This is a genomic window from Nocardia barduliensis (assembly GCF_013315795.1).
GTDB lineage: Bacteria > Actinomycetota > Actinomycetes > Mycobacteriales > Mycobacteriaceae > Nocardia > Nocardia barduliensis.
In genome coordinates this window covers 18,345-35,564 of sequence record NZ_JABLTE010000030.1, presented here as the reverse complement: position 1 = coordinate 35,564, position 17,220 = coordinate 18,345, and the positions used below count along the sequence as shown (strand labels likewise).

19 protein-coding genes are annotated in these 17,220 nt (G+C 69.2%); 8 read left to right on the top strand and 11 right to left on the bottom strand.

Annotation, left to right across the window (positions count from 1 at the left end):
• Nucleotides 1-48 precede the first annotated feature (48 nt).
• Nucleotides 49-1,218, top strand: coding sequence for a YhgE/Pip domain-containing protein (locus HOV91_RS15110; RefSeq protein ID WP_174186015.1), 1,170 nt, complete (start codon nucleotides 49-51; stop codon nucleotides 1,216-1,218).
• 237 nt (nucleotides 1,219-1,455) lie between these two features.
• On the opposite strand, the gene HOV91_RS15105 is transcribed toward HOV91_RS15110, so the two are convergent.
• The 4 genes from HOV91_RS15105 to pdxH form a co-directional block, all read right to left on the bottom strand.
• On the bottom strand, nucleotides 1,456-1,815 hold the full coding sequence (locus tag HOV91_RS15105; protein ID WP_174186014.1) for an FKBP-type peptidyl-prolyl cis-trans isomerase: 360 nt from the start codon (nucleotides 1,813-1,815) through the stop codon (nucleotides 1,456-1,458).
• 38 nt (nucleotides 1,816-1,853) lie between these two features.
• On the bottom strand, nucleotides 1,854-3,167 hold the full coding sequence (locus tag HOV91_RS15100; protein ID WP_083880375.1) for a citrate synthase: 1,314 nt from the start codon (nucleotides 3,165-3,167) through the stop codon (nucleotides 1,854-1,856).
• Between the two features lie 192 nt (nucleotides 3,168-3,359).
• Complete coding sequence (locus HOV91_RS15095) at nucleotides 3,360-4,640, bottom strand: MFS transporter (RefSeq protein WP_174186013.1); 1,281 nt, start codon at nucleotides 4,638-4,640, stop codon at nucleotides 3,360-3,362.
• Nucleotides 4,641-4,709: 69 nt separating this feature from the next.
• A complete protein-coding gene (gene pdxH / locus HOV91_RS15090) occupies nucleotides 4,710-5,402 on the bottom strand; it encodes a pyridoxamine 5'-phosphate oxidase (protein ID WP_174186012.1) in 693 nt (230 codons plus the stop codon).
• 121 nt (nucleotides 5,403-5,523) lie between these two features.
• On the opposite strand from pdxH, the gene HOV91_RS15085 reads away from it, so the two are divergent.
• Nucleotides 5,524-6,672 (top strand): citrate synthase 2, encoded by a 1,149-nt coding sequence (locus HOV91_RS15085; protein ID WP_174186011.1) that lies wholly within the window; start codon nucleotides 5,524-5,526, stop codon nucleotides 6,670-6,672.
• Nucleotides 6,673-6,765: 93 nt separating this feature from the next.
• On the opposite strand, the gene HOV91_RS15080 is transcribed toward HOV91_RS15085, so the two are convergent.
• From HOV91_RS15080 to HOV91_RS15065, 4 genes are all read right to left on the bottom strand, one after another.
• A complete protein-coding gene (locus tag HOV91_RS15080; RefSeq protein WP_174186010.1) occupies nucleotides 6,766-7,269 on the bottom strand; it encodes a hypothetical protein in 504 nt (167 codons plus the stop codon).
• Nucleotides 7,270-7,397: 128 nt separating this feature from the next.
• A complete protein-coding gene (locus HOV91_RS15075) occupies nucleotides 7,398-7,742 on the bottom strand; it encodes a hypothetical protein (RefSeq protein WP_174186009.1) in 345 nt (114 codons plus the stop codon).
• Nucleotides 7,721-8,164 (bottom strand): DUF4254 domain-containing protein, encoded by a 444-nt coding sequence (locus HOV91_RS15070; RefSeq protein ID WP_174186008.1) that lies wholly within the window; start codon nucleotides 8,162-8,164, stop codon nucleotides 7,721-7,723. Before HOV91_RS15070 ends, HOV91_RS15075 begins: the two co-directional genes overlap by 22 nt.
• Nucleotides 8,165-8,170: 6 nt before the next feature.
• Entirely contained in the window at nucleotides 8,171-8,350 is a 180-nt protein-coding gene (locus tag HOV91_RS15065) for a hypothetical protein (protein WP_174186007.1), read from the bottom strand.
• Between the two features lie 298 nt (nucleotides 8,351-8,648).
• Between HOV91_RS15065 and HOV91_RS15060 the strand changes: the two genes are divergently transcribed.
• The 3 genes from HOV91_RS15060 to HOV91_RS15050 all read left to right on the top strand — a co-directional run bounded on the left by HOV91_RS15060 (nucleotide 8,649) and on the right by HOV91_RS15050 (nucleotide 11,666).
• Nucleotides 8,649-10,007: a helix-turn-helix domain-containing protein gene (locus HOV91_RS15060; protein WP_174186006.1), complete on the top strand. Its 1,359-nt coding sequence runs from the start codon at nucleotides 8,649-8,651 to the stop codon at nucleotides 10,005-10,007.
• Complete coding sequence (locus HOV91_RS15055; RefSeq protein ID WP_174186005.1) at nucleotides 10,004-10,684, top strand: RibD family protein; 681 nt, start codon at nucleotides 10,004-10,006, stop codon at nucleotides 10,682-10,684. The genes HOV91_RS15060 and HOV91_RS15055 overlap by 4 nt, the downstream gene beginning before the upstream one ends.
• A gap of 130 nt (nucleotides 10,685-10,814) precedes the next feature.
• Entirely contained in the window at nucleotides 10,815-11,666 is an 852-nt protein-coding gene (locus HOV91_RS15050; protein WP_246350123.1) for a polysaccharide deacetylase family protein, read from the top strand.
• A 26-nt stretch (nucleotides 11,667-11,692) separates the two neighbouring features.
• Here the strand turns inward: HOV91_RS15050 and HOV91_RS15045 are convergent, their stop codons facing one another.
• Nucleotides 11,693-12,331: a hypothetical protein gene (locus HOV91_RS15045; RefSeq protein WP_174186004.1), complete on the bottom strand. Its 639-nt coding sequence runs from the start codon at nucleotides 12,329-12,331 to the stop codon at nucleotides 11,693-11,695.
• Nucleotides 12,332-12,395: 64 nt separating this feature from the next.
• On the opposite strand from HOV91_RS15045, the gene serC reads away from it, so the two are divergent.
• The 3 genes from serC to HOV91_RS15030 all read left to right on the top strand — a co-directional run bounded on the left by serC (nucleotide 12,396) and on the right by HOV91_RS15030 (nucleotide 15,880).
• Nucleotides 12,396-13,520: a phosphoserine transaminase gene (gene serC, locus HOV91_RS15040; protein WP_174186003.1), complete on the top strand. Its 1,125-nt coding sequence runs from the start codon at nucleotides 12,396-12,398 to the stop codon at nucleotides 13,518-13,520.
• Between the two features lie 210 nt (nucleotides 13,521-13,730).
• A complete protein-coding gene (sepH, locus tag HOV91_RS15035) occupies nucleotides 13,731-14,774 on the top strand; it encodes a septation protein SepH (protein ID WP_174186002.1) in 1,044 nt (347 codons plus the stop codon).
• A 374-nt stretch (nucleotides 14,775-15,148) separates the two neighbouring features.
• Complete coding sequence (locus tag HOV91_RS15030; RefSeq protein ID WP_174186001.1) at nucleotides 15,149-15,880, top strand: DUF6928 family protein; 732 nt, start codon at nucleotides 15,149-15,151, stop codon at nucleotides 15,878-15,880.
• 176 nt (nucleotides 15,881-16,056) lie between these two features.
• On the opposite strand, the gene HOV91_RS15025 is transcribed toward HOV91_RS15030, so the two are convergent.
• Both HOV91_RS15025 and HOV91_RS15020 read right to left on the bottom strand, forming a co-directional pair.
• On the bottom strand, nucleotides 16,057-16,344 hold the full coding sequence (locus HOV91_RS15025; protein WP_312884619.1) for a DUF2537 domain-containing protein: 288 nt from the start codon (nucleotides 16,342-16,344) through the stop codon (nucleotides 16,057-16,059).
• A complete protein-coding gene (locus HOV91_RS15020; RefSeq protein WP_174186000.1) occupies nucleotides 16,341-17,144 on the bottom strand; it encodes a TrmH family RNA methyltransferase in 804 nt (267 codons plus the stop codon). Before HOV91_RS15020 ends, HOV91_RS15025 begins: the two co-directional genes overlap by 4 nt.
• Between the last annotated feature and the right edge of the window lie 76 nt (nucleotides 17,145-17,220).

Genomic DNA, 17,220 nt, shown 5'->3' with positions numbered 1-17,220 from the left:
GAGAAACGCCAAGAAGCGCACCATAATTCGCGTTTAGGGTGTGCGAACGTGATCGGAAAACGCGCCCGCTGGGCACTTCTCGCCGTTGCCCTCGTTTCCGCTGGTGCGCTCGGCGCCGCAATCACCGCATGTGCCGGGGCCGGTCGAGGGCCGACGGGAATCGCGCTGGTCAACGGCGATACCGGCCCGACCGGCGCGCGGGTCGTCAAGGCGCTGCAGGACGCGGGCGGCTACGAATGGACCGCCGTCGCCGCGAGCGCGGTGGACACCGACGATTACGCCGCCGTCATCACGCTGCCCAGCGATCTGACCGAGTCGTTGGGCACCCTGGCCGGCGCGGAGCCGAAGCGGGCCGAAGTCACCGTGGACACGCACGAAGACGCCGACGCCGACCTGGTGCACGGCGCGGTGACCGCGGTGACCCAGCGGATCGGCGCGGTCGGCGTCGAGGCCGCCCTCACCGCGGTCACCCAGGCCCGGTCCCAGCTCTCCCAGGTGCAGTTCACCGCCCAGCTGCTCAACGCGGGCGTCGGCGCGGCCGCCGCCGGCGCCGATCAGTTCAGTTCCGGCGCAGATCAGCTGCTCGGTTTCCTGGAGTTCGCGAAAACGGGTTCGGCGCAGCTGACTTCGGCCATCGCGCTGCTGAACTCCACCGTCGACGGCGCCGCCGCGCAAGCGAACCAGCTCGCCGCCGCACTCGATTCGACCGGCATCACCATCGCGCAGGTGGAACAGACGGCGAACACCGTCAGCAGCGGACTCGATCAGATCCTGCCGCTGCTGCGCGCGCTGCCGTTCGCGAACGATCCGGCCCTCGCCGACATCATCGGCAAGCTGGACGCGCTGCGCAGCGTGTCCGGCCAGGCGGGCGCGCAGCTGACCGGACTCGGCTCGCTGGTCGGCGGCGCGGTGGACCCCGAGACCGATCTCGGCACTCTGCTTCGCACCGTTGTCGACCGTCTGACCAGCGCGAGCGCGCAACTGTCCGAGGGCGCGAAGCTCGCCGAGGGCTTGCCCCAGCTGGCCGAACAGGGCGGCGCCCAACTGGTCGACGCCATCGCCCAGCTCACCGGCGGTGTGAGCCAGCTGCAAGGCATCGTCCACAACCTGAGCGCCCAGACCGACAAAGCCGTCGCCGCCCTGCCCCAACGCAGCAGCGCCCAGCAGTCGGCTCTGGCCTCCGCCCTCACCGATCCGGTCGAGATCGTCCGAAAGTAGCCGGACACGACGATGGCCCGTGTTCCTGGATGGAACACGGGCCACACATTTCGAGCTGCGGCGCAACACTGCGTCGTGCGATCCCCGACGACGAAACACCGGCCACACATCTCAGGCCGCGGCGAAACCTTGGATGGTGCGATCTCCGGCGCACGTCACCACACCGGCTCGACCACAGGTTTCGAGCGAAGCGAGACCGAGCATTGCCCGTTCACGGCCCGCCGCAGCGCGGCAAAACTAATTTGCGTTCAGCAGGTCGATCACGAAGACCAGCGTCTTGCCCGACAGCGGATGCCCCCCGCCGACGGAGCCGTAGGCCAGCTCCGGCGGGATCGTCAGCTGACGACGGCCGCCGACCTTCATGCCGGGGATGCCGTCCTGCCAGCCCTGGATCAGGCCGCGCAGCGGGAAGGTGATGGACTCACCGCGGTTCCAGGACGAGTCGAACTCTTCGCCGGATTCGAATTCGACGCCCACGTAGTGCACCTCCACGGTGCCGCCGGGCACCGCTTCCTTGCCCGAGCCTTCGATGATGTCCTTGATCACCAGCTCGCTGGGCGCGGGCCCTGCCTGGAATTCGATCTCCGGTTTGGTCATTCGGCTATGCCCCTTCGATAGGTGGTGGATGGATGTCGTCAGCGGTTGTTGATTTCGCGGTAGTCGCGAGCGCCGTAGCCGGTGTAGATCTGCCGCGGACGGCCGATCTTCAAAGGCTCGCTGTGCATTTCGCGCCAGTGCGCGATCCAGCCGGGGAGCCGGCCCATCGCGAACAGCACCGTGAACATGCGGGTCGGGAAGCCCATCGCCTTGTAGATGACGCCGGTGTAGAAGTCGACGTTCGGGTACAGGCGCCGCTCGATGAAGTAGTCGTCGGTGAGCGCGGCCTCTTCCAGGGCCTGCGCGATGTCGAACAGCTCGTCGTGGCCGCCGAGCTTGCTCAGGATCGCGTCGGCGTGCTTCTTGGCGATCGAGGCGCGCGGGTCGTAGTTGCGGTAGACGCGGTGCCCGAAGCCCATCAGCTTCACCCCGTCTTCCTTGTTCTTGACCTTGCGGATGAACTCCTTGACGTCGCTGCCGCTGGCCTTGATGCCGTCGAGCATCTCCAGCACGGCCTGGTTCGCGCCGCCGTGCAGCGGGCCCCAGAGCGCGTTGATGCCGCCGGACACCGAGGTGAACAGGTTGGCGTCGGAGGAGCCGACCAGGCGCACGGTCGAGGTGGAGCAGTTCTGCTCGTGGTCGGCGTGCAGGATGAGCAGCATGTCCAGCGCCGCCGCGACCTCGGGATCGACCTCGTAGGGCTCGGCCGGGAAGCCGAAGGTCATCCGCAGGAAGTTCTCCACCAGGCTCAGCGAGTTGTCCGGGTAGAGGAAGGGCTGGCCGACCGACTTCTTGTACGAGTAGGCCGCGATGGTGGGCAGCTTGGCCAATAGTCGGATGGTGGACAGCTCGACCTGTTCGGGGTCGCGCGGGTCCAGCGAGTCCTGGTAGTAGGCCGACAGCGCGTTCACCGCCGAAGACAGCACCGGCATCGGGTGCGCGTTGCGCGGGAACCCGTCGAAGAACCGCTTCAGGTCCTCGTGCAGCAGGGTGTGCCTGCGGATGCGGTCGGTGAAGTCCTCGAGCTGGGCCTGGGTGGGCAGCTCGCCGTAGATGAGCAGGTAGCTGACCTCGATGAAGGTCGAGGCCGCCGCGAGCTGGTCGATCGGGTATCCGCGGTAGCGCAGGATGCCCGCCTCACCGTCGATGTAGGTGATCGCCGACTTGGTCGGGGCGGTGTTCATGAAGCCCGGGTCGTACGTCACGTACCCGGTGCTGGCCAGCAGCTTTCCCAGCTCGATCCCGTCGTTGCCCTCGGCGGCCCTGGTGACCGTCATCGGGAACTCGCCGCCGGGGTAGGAAAGGACCGGCTTGGCGTCGTCGTCGACGTTGATGATGTTCTCAGCGGGCACGGAAGGATCCCTCTCAGGCTAGAACCACAGGCACCGGCGCGGTCGGCGCACGATGCGCTTGCCTCAACGCTAGCCGTTCACCGACGCGGACAATACCGGAGGGTAGGCCTGCGGCGGCTCACAAACACGTCCCGGCGCGGTGAGGTTCCGCGCCCACGGCGCAACGCGGTCGCCGGGTGTTCGCGGTGCACGTCACAGGCCGATTTCGGTCTGAGCGCGAGCGACACGGTAACGCGTGAAGGCCGGGAACGCGACCGCCGCGATCAGCACGCCCACCACCACGAGCGCGCCGCCGCCCGCCGCGGCCACAGCGGTACCCAGGCTCGCTGCCGCGAAACCGTGGGCAACATCACCGATCCGCGGACCGCCCGCCACCACTACTGTGAAGACCCCTTGCAACCGTCCGCGCAGCTCGTCGGTGGCCACCGTTTGCAGCATCGTGACCCGCAGCGCGGCCGAGACCATGTCCACCGCGCCGCCGAACGCCGAGCAGGCCAGCGCGATCCACAACCCCGCGCCGAGGCCGATGCCGTGGCCGGTGAAGCCGACGGCCAGACCGAAGCCGACCATGGCCAGACCCCACAGCACGATGCAGACCAGCACGGCCAGGCCCTGCCTGCGGACACGCGGGATCCAGCCGGAGAACACCCCGCCGAGCACTGCCCCCGCCGACATCGAGGCGAACAGCAAACCGAGTGCCACCCCACCGGTGGCCGGGTCTCCGAAGGTCTCATGCGCGATCTGTGGGAACAGCGCGCGCGGCATTCCGAACACCATGGCGATCACGTCCACCGCGAACGACGCGAGCAGCACCCGCTGCGTGGCGAGATAGCCGAAACCGGCGAGCACCGTGCGGAATCCGGCACGGCGCACCGTTCCGGTCGGCGGCAGCGCGGGCAACCGCCAGACCGCCCAGAGAGTGGCCAGCAACGCGACGGCGTCGAGGAGATAGAGCGTGGCGAGCCCGACGACCGGGATGAGCGCACCGGCCAGCACCGGCCCCGCGATGGCGCCGAACTGCAGAACCGTCATGTTCAGCGAATTCGCGGCGGCCAGTTGGTCATCCGGCAGCAGGCGCGGGATGGCGGCGCTGCGGGTGGGCTGGTTCACCGCGAAGAACGCCTGCTGCACCGCGAACAGCCCGAGCACGACCCAGACGTTGTCCAGTCCGACCGCCGCTTGCAGCCAGAAGGCCAGCGCCGTGAGCCCGGTGCCCGCATTGGTGAACAGTAGGAGCCTGCGCCGGTCGAGTACGTCGGCCAGCGCGCCGCCCCACAGGCCGAACACGATCAACGGCGCCAGGCCGAACAATCCGGCCAGACCGACGTAGCCGGAGCTGCCGGTGATCTGGAAGATCTGCTGCGGCACCGCGACGACGGACAGCTGAGCGCCGATCATGGTGACGATGCCCGAACTCCACAGGCGTCGGAAGTGCGGATCGCGCAGCGGAGTGGTGTCGGCGAGCAGTTTCACCGGGCGCAGCGTATCCAGTCGCCCGGACCGGTCGGGCGCGAGAATTCTCACGCCCGGACCGGGAATACCTCAGGGCTGCAAGCGCTCGATCGTCGTGGTCGCGTTCTCGATCCGCACTCGGATCCGGTTGTGCAGTCTGCCGCGCCGCCCTTGCCAGAACTCGACCTCGTCGGGGCGGACCAGGAAACCGCCCCAGTGCGGCGGTACCGGGATCTCGTCGACATCGGCGAACCGCGCGGTCGCCTCGGCCAAGGTGCGATCCAGTTCCGACCGCGAGCCGATCGGCTCGGACTGCCGCGAGGCCCACGCGCCGAGTTGCGAGTCGCGCGGCCGGGAACGCCAGTAGGCCGCCGTCGTCTCGGCGGGCACCCGTTCGACCGCGCCGCGCAGGTGCACCTGCCTGCCCAGCGCGGGCCAGACGAAGGTGACCGCGGCGTACGGGACGGCGGTCAGCTGAGCGCCCTTGGCGGACTCGTAGTTCGTGTAGAAGATCACACCTTCCGGCGAGAGCCCTTTACACAGGACGGTCCGCGCGACCGGTCGCGGTGTGCCGTCGGCCACCGACACCGTGGCCAGCACCATGGCGTTGGGTTCGGCGATGCCGACCGCGGTGGCCTGTTCGATCCAGTGCCGCAGCAGCGGCTCCCAGCCTCCGGCGAGCCAGGTCTCGTCCAGGTCGACGTCCTCGTTGCCGCCGTGCGGCAGGCCGCCGTAGTCGACCCGCATGGCGGCGAGATCCGATGAATTGTCCAGGTCACGCATGGGCCAGACGTTACTCCGCAGTAGCGGGGAGCTAAGGTTTTGATGATCGGCATGTGCTCGTCAAATCCGACATCTTCCCATCGACGAGAACATGCGACCCAAGTGCAAGGAGAGTCGCAACATGACTACCAGCCCCGCGGTTTCCGGTGGGCAGGCCACCGTACCCAGCGATTTCGTCAGTGGCCTGGAGGGCGTGGTTGCTTTCACCACCGACATCGCCGAACCCGACAAGGACGGCGGCGCGCTGCGCTACCGCGGAGTCGACATCGAGGACCTGGTGGAGAACCGGGTGACCTTCGGTGACGTGTGGGCGCTGCTGGTCGACGGATCGTTCGGCCGCGGCCTGCCGCCCGCCGAGCCGTTCCCGCTCCCCGTGCACACCGGTGACGTGCGCGTCGACGTGCAGGCCGGCCTGGCCATGCTCGCTCCGATCTGGGGCTACCAGCCGCTGCTGGACATCGACGACGAGACCGCTCGGGAGAACCTCGCCCGCGCCTCGGTCATGGCGCTGTCCTATGTGGCGCAGTCGGCGCGCGGCATCTACCAGCCCGCGGTCCCGCAGAAGAAGATCGATGAGTGCACCACGGTCACCGAGCGCTTCATGACCCGCTGGAAGGGTGACCCGGACCCGCGCCACACCGAAGCCATCGACGCCTACTGGGTCTCCGCCGCCGAGCACGGCATGAACGCCTCCACCTTCACCGCCCGGGTGATCGCCTCGACCGGCGCCGACGTGGCGGCCTCGCTGTCCGGTGCGATCGGCGCGATGTCCGGTCCGCTGCACGGCGGCGCGCCCGCGCGCGTGCTGCCGATGATCGAAGAGGTCGAGAAGTCCGGCGACGCACGCGCTCTGGTCAAGGGCATCCTGGACCGCAAGGAGAAGCTGATGGGCTTCGGTCACCGGGTCTACCGGGCCGAGGACCCGCGCGCCCGCGTCCTGCGCGCCACCGCGAAGCGCCTGGCCGCTCCGCGCTACGAGGTCGCCGCCGCGCTGGAGCAGGCCGCCCTGGCGGAACTGCGCGAGCGTCGTCCCGACCGCGCCATCGAGACCAATGTGGAGTTCTGGGCCGCGGTGATCCTCGACTTCGCCGAGGTCCCCGCGCACATGATGCCCGCCATGTTCACCTGCGGCCGCACCGCGGGCTGGTGCGCGCACATCCTGGAGCAGAAGCAACTGGGCAAACTCGTCCGCCCCGCGGCCATCTACACCGGCCCCAGCCCCCGCAAGCCCGAAGAAGTCGAAGGCTGGACCACCATCGGGCACACGTAAGCCACCCACGACCCCATATTCACGAGCCGGACGTGACGGCGGGAGATGTCCTCCTGCGGTGACGTCCGGCTCGCGTCGCATACGGGAAGCGGGCTACTGATCAGCCCGCGGCCCGACTGCGACCCGCCGTCCGTCGCTGGTGGTCACAGTGACGCGCGGCTCTTCGCTGCCGGTGGCGCGGACGACCGCGAACGCCAACCCATCCGCGCCGATCGCAGTGATCTGTTCCTCCAAGCTGGAGGCCACCGACAGAAATACCGCGTCCTGTGCGGCGCGTCCGATCACCGCGAACCAGCCCGCACCGGTCCGGTCAGCAGTCGCGGACCGGAACCGGGCTCCGCGTCGCTGCAACGGCTCCCACGCCAGGGTGTGCGTGTGCCGGGGACCGGAAGGCCGGGGTGCGCCGAACGTTGTTCCGTGCGTCGCCCACTGATCTCCGTCGGGGTGCACGAACACGATGTAGCGGCCGCGCTCGCCGTCGACGACGACAGCGGCGATCTCGTCGCGGACAATAGCGCTGATCGGGGTGAGGTCCCGGTCAGCGGCGGTCAGTGCATCGAGCGCCACGGAGACCGCTGGATGATTCAGAGTGTCCATTCGCCGTGCCGATTCCTTTCCTGTCAGCGGATCGCTCAATGACGGCGCTGTTATCCCACCGTCGACCCAGTAGCGTGCGGCGTCCTTGAATCGACTTTCCGCCGGTAGGTCCTGATCAGGCCACGAGCTTATGGATTCCTCCTTCGAGAATGGGCGTGCCGACCACCTCGCCGGGTCGGTGCCGTTGGGTTGGCGTCGATGTCCGGGGCGACTCCGGCCGCGCGCAATGTCCGCTGGATCTCCTGCTTGCGGGCGCAGTGGGTGAGTCGGCAGCACAGATGCCGCGCCCACTGCTGGCGGGCCTGCTCGACCGTCAGCGGCAGGGGCGGCGGTTCGTGACTGAGGCGTTCATCGATCTCGGTGAACCGCAGCCCAATAGCCGGTGCACCGGTCGCCAGCCAGGCAGCGGCGGATACGCAGGCGATGACCGCGGCGGCCATCGCGGCGAGGATCAGCACCGGCCCGGCGGGCATGGCTGTCCATACACCACCGCGGCGACGAGATCGGCCCACTGCGTAGCGAGGTAACCCACCTGCGTCCACGCCGCGTGCAGGGTCTCCTCGGTAACCTTCTCCTGCGCGAGCAACAACACCTCGGCATCGACGTACGCGGCGGCGAGCGCGTCAGCGGCGGGCCCGACATCGGCCGCGCCGGTGGTCGGCGCAAGGTGGGTGGTCACCCATTGGTTGATCAGCGTGACGAGCTCGGCGCGGCGGCGGTCGATGTCGGCGGTGCGGCCCGGGTCGATTCGGCGGCTGCGGTGCAGGTGCGCGAGTGCCCGCGCCCATCGAGTGACGAGGTGATCGCCGGGCTTGTCGCCTGCGACGTAGCGGATCGCCGCGCTGACCTCGTGCCAGTCCGGTAACCCGTGCTGAAACCTGTTGCCCGCGTCCATACCCGGTTACTCCTGTGATCCGAGCGAGTAGGCCATCGCCGCGAGGTATGGCAGGCATCGGCCGCCGTGGCCGGAGTGGTCGACGAGGATGAAGCGGGCGCGGTCCAAGTCGAGATCGGTGGGTTCGGTTCCGCAGTCGCGGTAGTGCGCGGCCCACAGGTCCCGGGTGTCTCGCGTGATACGCATGGCGGCCTCCGTGGCAGACGGTTCGGGCACACCAGCGCTGGGACCGCCGCGCAGTCCGAACCAAATGACCTCCCGCGCGGCCGGTACGTATCCGAGACGGGTGCGGGATCGCCTGCGGCCCAGCGCCGGTGTGCTGTCTCAGCGTCTCCGCGGCGGGTAGAAGCGACCAGGCAGTAACGACGCAGTTGCAACGCAACTTCGCAGCGTCTCTCCCGAGCGATTGGAGGATGGATGCGGTTGGCGATGTGTAATTTCCGAAGTCACCACGGCGGCACGAGCAGGGGGCTGAAGCGAGCCGATGATCATCTATCGCTGGACCGGAGTGGAATCGAAAGCGCTGCGCGATGCGATGCTGCTGAGCGTCGAAAAGTTCGCAGCCAGAACGGGGATCTCGGCGCGGTCGGTCACCAACTGGGAGCTCCAGGGGGTCTCTGCGCACATGCGGCCGAGCAGCCGGGAACTGCTGGACCAGGCGCTCGCGGAAGCGTCGCCGGAGGTGATTGCCCGCTTCGAGCGGGCCATCGCCGAGATCGGATCGCAGCGAGACGAACCCGAGGACGGCCTCCCGGTAACGGTTACGCTGGCGAATGACACCCCCGCTCGGCTGGTTCCGATCGCGTCGGGTGCTGGTGATGCTGATCAGGTCTGGGTGCGCGCCCGGACCGCCGCCGGAGAGGTCGTCCTCGTGTCACTCCCACGTCGCACCGTCGTCGCAGGATTCGGAGCTGGAGCCCTAGCCGCCGCCGTGGGCGCCAAGCCCGCGGCGGCCCTTGCCCACAGTCACGTCGACCATCCCGCCCATTTCCGCACGCTGCGGTTGGCGCTCATCGAGAGCGACAACCTCTACGGCGGGCAGTCGGTGATCCCGCTTGTCGAGCAGAATCTCGAGATCATGAACCAGCTGCGGCGCGCGGGTATCGGCGACGCCGCCGAGATGCAGCGGATGCGGATCTTCTACGCGGAGTTCGCGGCGTGGCTGTACCAGGACGCCTGTCACTGGTCGCGCGCTCAGCACTGGACCGACCGCGCGCTGACCTGGTCGCATCAGCTCGGCGATGACTACTGCATCGCAGCCACGCTGATCCGTAAGGCGCAGATCGCGAACGACATGGAAGACAGTGCCGAGGCAGTGGAGTTGGCGGAGGCCGCCGAACGCGCCGCGCCGCCGGGTACGCGTTTCGCCGCGGTGGCAGCGACCTATGCGGGGTACGGTGCCGCGCTGGCCGGTGACCGATCGGGCAGCGCTCGCGCGTTCGACCGGGCGCGCATGCTCGCGGACGACGCCGAGGCGGATCCGGTGTGGGGCGGGTTCCTCGACGGGCCGTACATCGACGTCCACCAAGCGCACGGGTATACGACGCTGGGCGACTATCGGGCCGCGATCGACCAGTTCGCGCGGGCGATCAGTGGAATGCAGTCCGGGTTCACGCGCGATGAAGCTGTCTACACCTCGCGGCAAGCGCTCGCGTACGCGCGCGCAGGTGAAGCAGAGCCCGCCGCCACGCTTGGCCTCGCCGCAATGCGGGTCGGCGTCAGCACCGGATCCGAACGCGTCCTGCGGAACGTGCGCGCTGTCGATGAGTTGCTGTCGGCGCGGAATCTGCCCGAAGTTGCCGAGTTCCATGCGGCGGCCGAGCGTTGGGCGGTCGTCTCGTGACGCGGCCGTTCGTGCTGCTGTCTGTCGCGACCAGCATCGACGGCTACATCGACGATACGACCGCCGAACGGCTGCTGCTGTCGAACGCCGAGGACTTCGACCGCGTCGACCAGGTGCGCGCCGAGTGCGACGCCATCCTCATCGGGGCGGGCACAGTCCGCGCCGACAACCCCCGGCTGATCGTGAAGGGCGAAGACCGCCAGGCCGAGCGCGCCGCGGCCGGCCGGACCCGGCAGCCGTTGAAGGTGACCGTCACCGACAGCGGCAACCTCGAGCCGGACGCGAAGTTCTGGCACCACGGCACCGACGAGCACCGGCCCGTGGTCTACACGACCGACGCCGGCGCAGTGAAGGTGCGCGAACAACTCGGCGAACTGGCGGACGTCGTCGCGCTCGGTGAGACGGTGGATTTCGGGGCGCTGCTCGACGACCTCGGCGCCCGGGGCGTCGGCCGGTTGATGGTCGAGGGCGGCTCCCACGTGCACACGGCGTTTCTGTCGGCCGGGCTCGCCGACGAGCTGCATCTCGCGATCGGCCCGATCCTGGTCGGCGACCCTGGCGCGCCGCGGTTCGTGAATCCCGCGCGGTTCCCGGGCGGTTCGACGCGGAGGATGCGGCTGGTCGACGTTACTCAGCTCGGCGACGTCGCGGTACTGCGCTACCAACCGAAGGCGTAGGTCGATACCGGTCGTCGGCATCGTCCTGCGGCGGCTGGTGTTCCTCGCCCGCGGCCGCCTCGAGTACGTCGAGGATCCGGCCGAGTACTACCTCGGCGTACCATCCGGGGGAAGCAAGAGGACTCGAGGGATGCTGGACAAACGAATATCGCGGCGCCGGATGCTCGGCGCCGGGGCCGTACTGGCCGCAGGAGCCGCCGCCACCGGGTGCGGCACCACACCGATCACGTCCGTCGCGCAGGCCGAAACGTCGGCTGCCCCCGCCACGAGCGCGCCGTTGGCGCCGGTATCTGCGACCCCCACCGCCGTCGCAGCCAGGCACGCCAGGCTGCGGCCACAGCGGTGGGGCGTCGACATGCCTGGGATCACCAGCACTTTCACGGCTGCGGGCAAACAGATGGCGCTCACCTTCGACGCGTGCGGCGGGCCGGGCAACAACGACATCGATGAGTCGCTGATGAACTTCCTGATCGCCGAGCGGATTCCGGCGACGCTGTTCCTCAACAAACGCTGGATCGACGCGAACCGGGCGCGGGCCGCGCAATTGGCGGCGAATCCACTCTTCGAACTGGCCAATCATGGCGTGGCGCACAAACCGCTTTCGGTGAACGGCCGTGCAGCCTATGGCATCGCCGGGACGGGTTCGGCGCAGGAGGCCGCCGACGAAGTGTGGGCGAACCACGAGTTGCTGTCCGCGCTGACGGGCAGGCCGCCGCGATTCTTCCGCGCGGGCACCGCGCATTACGACGACGTCGCGGTGTCCGTCGTCCGCGAATTGGGGGAAATCCCGGTGGGTTTCAGCATCAACGCCGATTTCGGCGCGACGGCTTCGGCCACCGAGGTGCAATCGGCGATGAATGCGGTTGCCCCGGGCGCTATTTCACTCGCCCACATGCACCGGCCGCACTCCGGAACTGCGGCGGGCATGATCGCGGCGCTGCCGAGGATCCGGGCGATGGGTTACACCTTCGTGCATCTGTAGGCGCTCGACCTGGGTTCGCCCGCGGTTCACTCCTCCAGCGACGCGAGCCAGTCGACGGCGACCGATTCGCCGTGGTCGACCTCGAAGAAGGCGACCTCCAGATGCTGACCGAGATCCACCAGACGGATGGCGTTCAACGGCACCGGCTGGACCAGCCGGACCCGCCACGGTTTGGGTTCGTCCCAGGCCCGCAGTTCGAGGTCCAGCCGCAGCACGGGGTCGTCGCGCCCGGAGTAGTCGGCCGCGACCGGCGCGGCGGCGAGTACGGTGGCGTCGGCGCGGCGGCCGTCGGCGAGGATCTTCGCGATGCTGGCGCGACCGGATTCTTCGAGGTCGGGCACGTACAGCACCAGGCGATCGCGGTCACGCGGGTCCACCCGGCAGCACACGACGTCGCCCGGGCGCATCCATTCCAGGTCGGCCTCGGCCACCCGCTGCCGCACCCGGCTCTCGTAGGGGAACTCCCCGGCCAGCTGCACCCGCACCCAGAACACGTGCCCGGGTTCGGTGCGCCGCGGACGCACGCCGAGGATCGTCGCGGTCCCCGCTTCGCCGCGGATGAGCAACTCCCGCCGCATCGCCTCCGAGACCGTCGCGCCGCGCAGGCGGAAATTCCGTGCCCGCTCGCGCAGTCGCCACCCCGAGTTTGCTGACGGCATGCTCATGGGCGCTTACGTTAGCCGGAGTGTGGGCGTCGCCACAGCGACACCACCGACTACCCTGTTCGCCATGACCTCTGCGTTTCCGACCATTCCCGACGATCTCAAGCCCGCCGACGGACGGTTCGGTTGCGGCCCCTCCAAGGTGCGCCCGGAGCAGCTGCAGTCGCTGGTGAACGTCGGCGCCTCGGTGTTCGGAACCTCGCATCGGCAGAAACCGGTCAAGGACGTGGTGGCGCGGGTGCGCTCGGGCTTGCGCGAGCTGTTCGGCCTGCCGGACGGCTACGAGGTGGTACTCGGTAACGGCGGCACCACCGCGTTCTGGGACGCGGCCGCCTTCGGCCTGATCCGTGAGCGCTCGCTGCACCTCACCAACGGTGAGTTCAGCTCGAAGTTCGCCGCGGTGACCAAGGGCAACCCGTTCATCGGCGACCCGATCGTGGTCTCGGCCGAGCCGGGCAGCGCGCCGGAGCCGGTGTCGGACCCGTCGGTCGACCTGATCGGCTGGGCGCACAACGAGACCTCGACCGGCGTGTCCATCCCGGTCCGGCGTCCCGCGGACTCCGAAAACGCGCTCATCGCCATCGACGCCACCTCCGGCGCGGGCGGCCTGCCGGTGACCATCACCGACGCCGACGTCTACTACTTCGCCCCGCAGAAGTGCTTCGCCTCCGACGGCGGCCTGTGGGTCGCGCTGATGAGCCCCGCCGCGCTGGCCCGGGTGGAGGAGATCAAGGCGTCCGGCCGTTGGACGCCCGATTTCCTGTCGCTGCCGATCGCGATCGACAACAGCACCAAGGACCAGACCTACAACACCCCGGCGCTGGGCACCCTGCTGCTGTTCGCCGACCAGATCGAGTGGCTCAACGGCAACGGCGGCCTGGACTGGGCGGTCAAGCGCACGCTGGACTCCTCGTCGCGGCTGTACTCCTGGGCCGAGTCGAGCGAGTACGCCACCCCTTACGTCACGGACCCGGCGCACCGCTCGCAGGTGGTCGGCACGATCGACTTCGCCGACTCGGTCGACGCGGCCGCGGTGGCGAAGATCCTGCGCGCCAACGGCATCGTGGACACCGAGCCGTACCGCAAGCTGGGCCGCAACCAGCTGCGCATCGGCATGTTCCCGGCGATCGATCCGGACGACGTCAGCCAGCTGACCCGCTCGATCGACTGGGTCGTGCAGAATCTCGGCTGAGCGCCGGGTATTTCGGTCCGACGGACGCAACACGCCCGAGATCGACACGCCGCAGAATTAGGCATAGCGGATAGAACAGAGCAGATTAGCGGGGCACGGACGTCTCTTCGGAGATTTCCGTGCCGCGTGTCCTGCCCCACGAATCTCAGATGTGCACTACTGTTTCGGAAAGTGGGCGGTGTCGCGAGTCGACGCGATAAGGAGGTAACGGTGCGTGAACTTCGAGTGATCGGGGTAACGCCCGACTCCACGCACATCGTGTGTATCGACACCGAGTCCGGTCAGAAGTTCCGGCTGCCCGCCGACGACAAACTGCGAGCCGCCGCGCGCGGAGACCTTGCCCGATTCGGCCAGATAGAGATCGAAATGGAAGCAACTATGCGTCCCCGAGATATCCAGGCCCGTATTCGCGCAGGGGCCTCTGTGGAACAGGTCACCGAGGAATCCGGAATGCCGGCCAGTCGTGTCGAGCGGTTCGCCTATCCGGTCCTGCTGGAGCGAGCGCGCGCCGCCGAACTCGCCCAGAAGGCCCATCCGGTCCGTCCCGACGGTCCCGCCGTTGACACCCTCATCGATGTGGTCACCGCCGCGTTCACCGCGCGCGGGCACAACATCGAGGGCGCGGAATGGGACGCCTGGAAGGACGAGAAGGGTTACTGGGTCGCCCAGTTGCAGTGGCAGAACGGGCGATCGGAGATCGCCGCGCACTGGCGCTACCAGCCGGACGCGCACGGCGGCTCGGTCTCCCCGCTCGACGATCCGGCCTCCGATCTGATCGATCCGGACTTCGGACGTGCGCTGCGCGGATTGGCGACCATCGTGCCGCCCGAGCCCGAACCGGCTCCGCCGCAGCCGGAACCGGTGGCCGAACCGCGTCCCGCTCCGGCCACGCCGCCCGCCCGCACCGCGAGCCGCCAGAGCCAGCCCACGCTGGACGAGTACTACGAACAGCGTGCCGTCGCGGCCGGTGGCAGCGCCGCCGCGATCCCGCCCGGCACAGGTGCCGCGACCGGTACGGCGGTCCCCGCGCCTGCCGCCAACCCGGCTCCCGCCAACCCCGCCGCGGCGACCACGGCTTCCGGCGCCGCGGCGGATACCGCCGCGCCCGCCCCTGCCGCGTCGGCGCCCGCCGCGAGCGAGGAGCCGGCCAAGCCCGCGAAGGCTCCGGCGAAGCCGAGTCGCGCCAAGCGGGGCAAGGCGCCGATGCCGTCCTGGGAGGACGTGTTGCTCGGGGTGCGCAGCTCCGGTCACTGAGCGCGCTGCCCGCCTCTCCGTGTCTTCATACCGTAGAGATGGGCGCGTGGGGCTCGCACAGGTCCTGCTTCAGCTGCCGCATCGGCTTCGGGCGTTCTCGTGAGTTACCCATGTGCTCGCGAAACCAGTAGTCGCCATTCGGTGCTCGATCGCCCGTGCGAGACGGAACCATTCCCTTACACCGCAGGGGAACGGGCGCGTGTTTCGCGGCGCGAAGCCGCCCCGCGCCCGGTGCGGGGCGAGTAAATTCTCGGTGTGGTCGACGACGCGCGTCGGCGCCGGGACAGGTCACCTCAGCGGTGCGCCGGTCGGTGCCAGCGCGCGTTGCTCGAAGTTCGCGAAGTCCATTCGTGCAACTATCGGGAGGTGCCGGAATGCTATCCAAGGCTTGGTCGCTCTGGTACGTCGACACCCCCGAGCCGGTGGCGATGCGGTGCGCGAACCACGACCCGGATCCTCGAGCCGCACTGGCGCTGGCGAAGCAACTGCACGAAGACCGCGACGTGCAGCCGATCATGGTCGGCACGCTGGCCGGTTGCGCGGGCCCGGAAATCGACGAGGTGTACATCGGCTGCTTTCCCGGTGTGACGGTGCTGTGCTCGGCCCAGGCCGCGCGGATCCACCCGACCGAGATCCCGGAATTGCTGGTGCGCCCGCTGGCCTCCGAACACACCTATCTGGTGTCGTTCGACACCGAGCACGGCTGGGGCGCGTTCGCCCATTGGGAGCGCGGCGAGTTCCGCCGGTCGTTCAGCTCCACCCGGGTGAACATCCTGGAGGACGAAGGACTTCCGCTGGTCTGGGAACGCCCGTACTGGGCGGGTGAGCATCCGGTGCGGTGGCGCGCGGGCGAACTGCCCGACCCGCATGCGCTGCCGTTCGACCCGCCCGACTTCGCCGACGCCGCCAACGACGAATGGCTCGGCTTCCACTACCGCGGACCGGTCGCCCCCGGCGCGATCGCGCCCAGCGACATCCCCATCTGCGGTTTCGCGCTGTACCCGAAGGGCAAGGCGATCCTCGGCCACACCGACGGCGGGTCGCACGCGACCTCGCGCAGGCGCGGCCTGCTCGGCTGGCTGCGCGGACCCGACCCCGTCCCTTAGGCGCGTCCGAGTGCGGCTGGCTGCGCGGGACTCGCCCCCGCCCCAGTCGCCGCCGAGGTCAACTGGCTACGCGGACTCGACCCCTACCGCTCCGGCGCGGCCCGCTCATGGAGATGCACGGACCCCGACCGTCGAGCGCGTCGCCTCTCGGCGGGATCGATCAGCTGAACCGCCGATCAGCCGATCAGCAACGCGATCCAGCCGAGCAGCACGCCCACCGCGCCGCCGCCGATCACCCACCGCGTCACCGGCGCGAAACGCCAGCGCCACGCGGTGGGCGCGGCGCCGCCGACCGCGACGAGATTCACCGCGACCGCGAGCAGCGGATGCACTTCGGCCAGCGCGGCGCCGAAGGAATACACCGCGACCGCGGCCAGCAGCGCCACCATGGTCGCCACGGTGAAGCCCGCGCCCCAAGGCGTCGGGTCCGGATAGGACGGATACGGTCGATGCGGTCCGGTCACGCCGTCCTCACCCGCTCGTAGAACGCCATCGCGGCCGCGGTCGCGACGTTGAGCGAATCGGTGCCGGGCGTCATGGGAATGCGCGCGCGGACATCGGTGGCCCGCATGGCCTCCTCGGTCAGTCCCGGCCCTTCGGCCCCGAGCAACAACGCCACCCGCTCCCCCGTCATCGCCGTCGCCAGATTCGCGGCAGCCGGGTTCGGCGTGAGCGCGATGATCTGGAATCCCTTGCGCCGCAGTATATCCAGCCCGACCGGCCAATCCGGCACGGTCGTGAACGGTACCCGCAGCACATGTCCCATCGACACCCGGACGGCGCGGCGGTACAGCGGGTCGGCACAGCGGTCGCCGAACAGGATCGCGTCGGCCCCCAGCCCGGCCGCGTTGCGGAACATCGCGCCGAGATTCTCGTGATCGTTGACGCCCTCGAGCACCGCGACGGTCCGCGCCTTCTCGATCACCTCGTCCACCCCGAGTTCGGCGGGACGGCGCGCGACGGCCAGCACGCCGCGGTTGAGGTGGAAGCCGACCACCTCGGCCATCACCTCGGCCGTCGCGCGGTAGTACGGCACGTCCACGGCCACCAAGTCGTCGGCGAGTTCGGCCCTCCTGCGTTCCACGCCGAGCAGGGCGGCCGGCGCGAAGCGCGAGTCGAGCATCCGCTGCACCACGACGACGCCCTCGGCGATCACCAGTCCCTTGCGCCCGGGGAGATCGGGTCTGCGGTCGGCCGACTTGAGATCGCGGAAATCGTCGACACGTGGGTCGGCGGGGTCATCGATATCGATCACTTCGGCCACCGCTCCATCCTGCCGGGCGGTCGTGGCCGTGTCCGAATCGGTGTTCGCCCGGCGGTCGCGGACGGTGGAAAAATGC

Bases quoted from the DNA above. Each gene is read 5' to 3' on its own strand.
- HOV91_RS15105 (WP_174186014.1), bottom strand. From the start codon at position 1,815: ATGACCAAACCGGAGATCGAATTCCAGGCAGGGCCCGCGCCCAGCGAG.
- pdxH (WP_174186012.1), bottom strand. From the start codon at position 5,402: ATGCGTGACCTGGACAATTCATCGGATCTCGCCGCCATGCGGGTCGAC.
- HOV91_RS15085 (WP_174186011.1), top strand. From the start codon at position 5,524: ATGACTACCAGCCCCGCGGTTTCCGGTGGGCAGGCCACCGTACCCAGC.
- HOV91_RS15080 (WP_174186010.1), bottom strand. From the start codon at position 7,269: ATGGACACTCTGAATCATCCAGCGGTCTCCGTGGCGCTCGATGCACTG.
- HOV91_RS15075 (WP_174186009.1), bottom strand. From the start codon at position 7,742: ATGCCCGCCGGGCCGGTGCTGATCCTCGCCGCGATGGCCGCCGCGGTC.
- HOV91_RS15070 (WP_174186008.1), bottom strand. From the start codon at position 8,164: ATGGACGCGGGCAACAGGTTTCAGCACGGGTTACCGGACTGGCACGAG.
- HOV91_RS15065 (WP_174186007.1), bottom strand. From the start codon at position 8,350: ATGCGTATCACGCGAGACACCCGGGACCTGTGGGCCGCGCACTACCGC.
- HOV91_RS15060 (WP_174186006.1), top strand. From the start codon at position 8,649: ATGATCATCTATCGCTGGACCGGAGTGGAATCGAAAGCGCTGCGCGAT.
- HOV91_RS15050 (WP_246350123.1), top strand. From the start codon at position 10,815: ATGCTGGACAAACGAATATCGCGGCGCCGGATGCTCGGCGCCGGGGCC.
- HOV91_RS15045 (WP_174186004.1), bottom strand. From the start codon at position 12,331: ATGAGCATGCCGTCAGCAAACTCGGGGTGGCGACTGCGCGAGCGGGCA.
- serC (WP_174186003.1), top strand. From the start codon at position 12,396: ATGACCTCTGCGTTTCCGACCATTCCCGACGATCTCAAGCCCGCCGAC.
- HOV91_RS15030 (WP_174186001.1), top strand. From the start codon at position 15,149: ATGCTATCCAAGGCTTGGTCGCTCTGGTACGTCGACACCCCCGAGCCG.